The sequence below is a fragment of the uncultured Thiocystis sp. genome, from assembly GCF_903866365.1.
Taxonomy (GTDB): domain Bacteria; phylum Pseudomonadota; class Gammaproteobacteria; order Chromatiales; family Chromatiaceae; genus Chromatium.
Genome location: NZ_CAIPNF010000319.1, coordinates 1 through 3,144 on the forward strand (window position 1 = coordinate 1; position 3,144 = coordinate 3,144).

Genomic DNA, 3,144 nt, shown 5'->3' on the forward strand with positions numbered 1-3,144 from the left:
GCGATTGAGTCCGGACACCTGCGTCAGCAGCGGCACGGAGGCGGTATTGAGATCCACGCCGACCGCGTTGACGCAGTCCTCGACCAGGGTATCCAGCGCGCGGGCCAGGCGGCTCTGGTTGACATCGTGCTGATACTGACCGACCCCGATCGCCTTGGGATCGATCTTGACCAGTTCGGCGAGCGGATCCTGTAAACGGCGGGCGATGGAGACCGCTCCGCGCAGCGAGACATCCAGCTCGGGCAGTTCCTTGGACGCGAATTCGGAGGCCGAATAGACCGAGGCCCCGGCCTCGCTGACCACCATCGAGCGCAGACCCAACTCCGGATGACGCGCGATCAGGTCGCGGGCGAGCCGGTCGGTCTCGCGCGAGGCGGTGCCGTTGCCGATGCTGATGAGCTTGACGCCATGCGTCTTGGCGAGCGTCGCGAGCCGCGCGAGCGAGGCGTCCCACTGATTCTTGGGGACATGCGGATAGATGGTGTCGGTGGCCGCCACCCGCCCGGTCGCGTCGACCACCGCGACTTTGACGCCGGTGCGCAGACCGGGATCGAGCCCGAGGGTCGGCAGCCGGCCCGCCGGCGCGGCGAGCAGCAGAGCCTTGAGATTGAGTCCGAAGACCCGGATCGCCTCTTCTTCCGCCGACTCCAGCAGACGCCCCTTGAGTTCCAGATCGAGCCGGGTCAACAGCTTGATGCGCCAGGTCTTGCGCACCGTCTCGGCGAGCCAGTCGTCGGCGGCGCGTCCCTGGTGACGGATGCCGAACCGCGCGGCGACCCGTGCGCGACAGAGCGCGTCGGGATCCTCGCCCTCCCCGGCCAGCAATTCCAGGCTCAGAACGCCCTGATTGCGGCCCCGGAAAAGCGCCAGCGCGCGATGCGACGGCACCTTGGCGATGGCCTCGCGGTAGTCGAAATAGTCCGAAAACTTGCTGCCTTCCTGCTCCTGACCCTCCATCACCTGCGAGACCAGGATGCCGCGCTCCCAGAGATGGTCGCGCAGTTGGCCGGTCAATTCGGGATCTTCGGCGAAGCGTTCCATCAGGATCTGGCGTGCCCCTTCGAGCGCGGCGGCCGGGTCGGCGATCCCTTTCGTCGCGTCGACGAAGTCCGTGGCGCGGATCTCGGGGATCAGGGTCGGATCGGCGAGCAGCGCATCCGCCAGCGGCTCCAGCCCGGCCTCGCGGGCGATCATCGCCTTGGTGCGGCGCTTTTGCTTGTAGGGCAGATAGAGGTCTTCGAGCCGCTGTTTGGTCTCGGCGGACAGGATCTCGGCGTGCAGTTCGGCGGTCAGCTTGCCTTGTTCCTCGATGCTTTTGAGCACCGCTACCCGCCGTTCGCCCAACTCGCGCAGATAGCCGAGCCGCTCCTCCAGATGACGCAACTGGATATCGTCGAGACCGTCGGTAACCTCCTTGCGATAACGGGCGATAAAGGGCACGGTCGCACCCTCGTCCAGCAGCCGGATGGCCGCCTCCACCTGGGCCGGGCGGGCGGCGATTTCCTGGCTGATGATCTCGATCATGCTAATCATAGGGTTCAAAGTGTCCGGTACAGGCTGGAATCGGCGTCGACATGCACGGTCGATGCGCTCGGTGGGGTTCAATCGAGACGGCAGGTCTCGCCATAGACGGCCATGATCTGCTTTAATTCGGCGATCAGCAGGGCGCGTTCGCGGGGGCTCAGACCTTGAGTCTCGGGAAGCTCGGCACCCGCCTCCAGGGCGGCGAGATCGCGCCGCACCTGACGACAGCCCTTCTGACACAATGCCTCGATACGCGCCTCGACGCGGGATTCTTCTAGCGTATGCACAAACGCCTCCTGATCCTGGGGCGAGCATTATAGACAGGATCATGCAGGATTCACGATGTCGGAAGTCATCCATTGGAAACCCGCCCGCGGATCGTTGGATCTCGAATCAGGGGATTTCCATCTGTGGCGGATTCGCACCGACGACCGCGGCCTGGATCTCGACCAGGGTCTGTCGCTGCTCGGCGAACGCCAGCAGGCGCGCGCCCGGCGCATGCGTCATGCGGCTTACCGCGAACGCTATGTCCGCTCGCACGCGGGATTGCGTCTGATCCTCGCGCGCTATCTCGACCTCGCGCCCCGCGCCATCGCGTTTGAACACGGGCCGGCCGGCAAGCCATTCGTTGCGGCAAGCGCGATTTCGTTCAACCTGACCACCACCGGCGATCTGGCCCTCGTCGGCCTCTGCACCGGACCGGCGAGCGAGGTGGGCGTGGATTGCGAGTGGATTCGCCCACGTGTCAATCTTCAGGGCGTCGCGGAGCGCATGTTCGAGCCGGACGCGCTCGGGAGACTGGCGGCGGCCCCTGATGCGGAGCGCCTGGACGCTTTTTATCGGGCCTGGACCGCGCTCGAAGCGGATGCGAAGTCGGATGGACGCGGATTGTTTCGTCCGCGCGCCACCGACGCGATCCGGCCGATGATCGCGCATTGCATCCCAGAAACCGGCTATATCGCCGCCGTTGCCCGTGCTTGGCTTCCACCGATGACGCAATGGCTGACGTTTGACTTGGATTCGCACTAAGATTTTTGAGGGGGTGCGAATTGGGGAATGGCTTGAAATGCCATTGCGAAGCCCATGAATGATCACCTGCAAGATCCCCGTTCTCGACACCGAGGTCGCTTCAAATCCATGACATCGCCCCCCACGCTCCCCCAACGCTTCCGACACACGGCCAAACGCTTCGCCGAGACGCCGGCCATCCTCGCCCAGGAGCGAACCTGGACCTATGCAGACCTCGACGAGGCCAGCGACGGCATGGCCGCCGGCCTGATCGCGCGCGGCATCGCGCCCGGCGATCGCGTCGGGCTCTACTGCCCGAACGGCGCCGCCTTCGTCGTCTGTTATCTGGGCATCCTCAAGGCCGGTGCCTGTGCCGTGCCGATCAATCTGCTGCTGCCGCCAACGGCCATCGCCTTTGTGCTGAACGATGCCGGCGCCCAGGCGATCTGCTTTCATGCCGCCTTTGCCGAACCGACGGCGGTGGCGCTGACCGAGGCGCCGGGCGTGACCTTGCGCATCGGGATCGGCCCGGTCGATCCCGAAGCGGTCGACTGCCGGTTCGACGATCTCGCCGTGGCGGCGGACCCGCCCGCGCCGCCCATCGATCCCGAC

Annotated in this window: 4 protein-coding genes; 2 read left to right on the forward strand and 2 right to left on the reverse strand. The window is 65.7% G+C overall.

From position 1 onward, the window contains the following. Positions 1-1,533: Tex-like N-terminal domain-containing protein (locus tag QZY07_RS18240; RefSeq protein WP_295405783.1), on the reverse strand; the 1,533-nt coding region annotated here is incomplete at its 3' end. 68 nt (positions 1,534-1,601) lie between these two features. Further along, a complete protein-coding gene (locus QZY07_RS18245) occupies positions 1,602-1,811 on the reverse strand; it encodes a hypothetical protein (RefSeq protein WP_295405785.1) in 210 nt (69 codons plus the stop codon). Positions 1,812-1,866: 55 nt separating this feature from the next. On the opposite strand from QZY07_RS18245, the gene QZY07_RS18250 reads away from it, so the two are divergent. Then, positions 1,867-2,553, forward strand: coding sequence for a 4'-phosphopantetheinyl transferase superfamily protein (locus tag QZY07_RS18250; protein ID WP_295405787.1), 687 nt, complete (start codon positions 1,867-1,869; stop codon positions 2,551-2,553). Between the two features lie 108 nt (positions 2,554-2,661). Then, the coding region (locus tag QZY07_RS18255; RefSeq protein ID WP_295405789.1) for a class I adenylate-forming enzyme family protein at positions 2,662-3,144 on the forward strand (483 nt) is incomplete at its 3' end.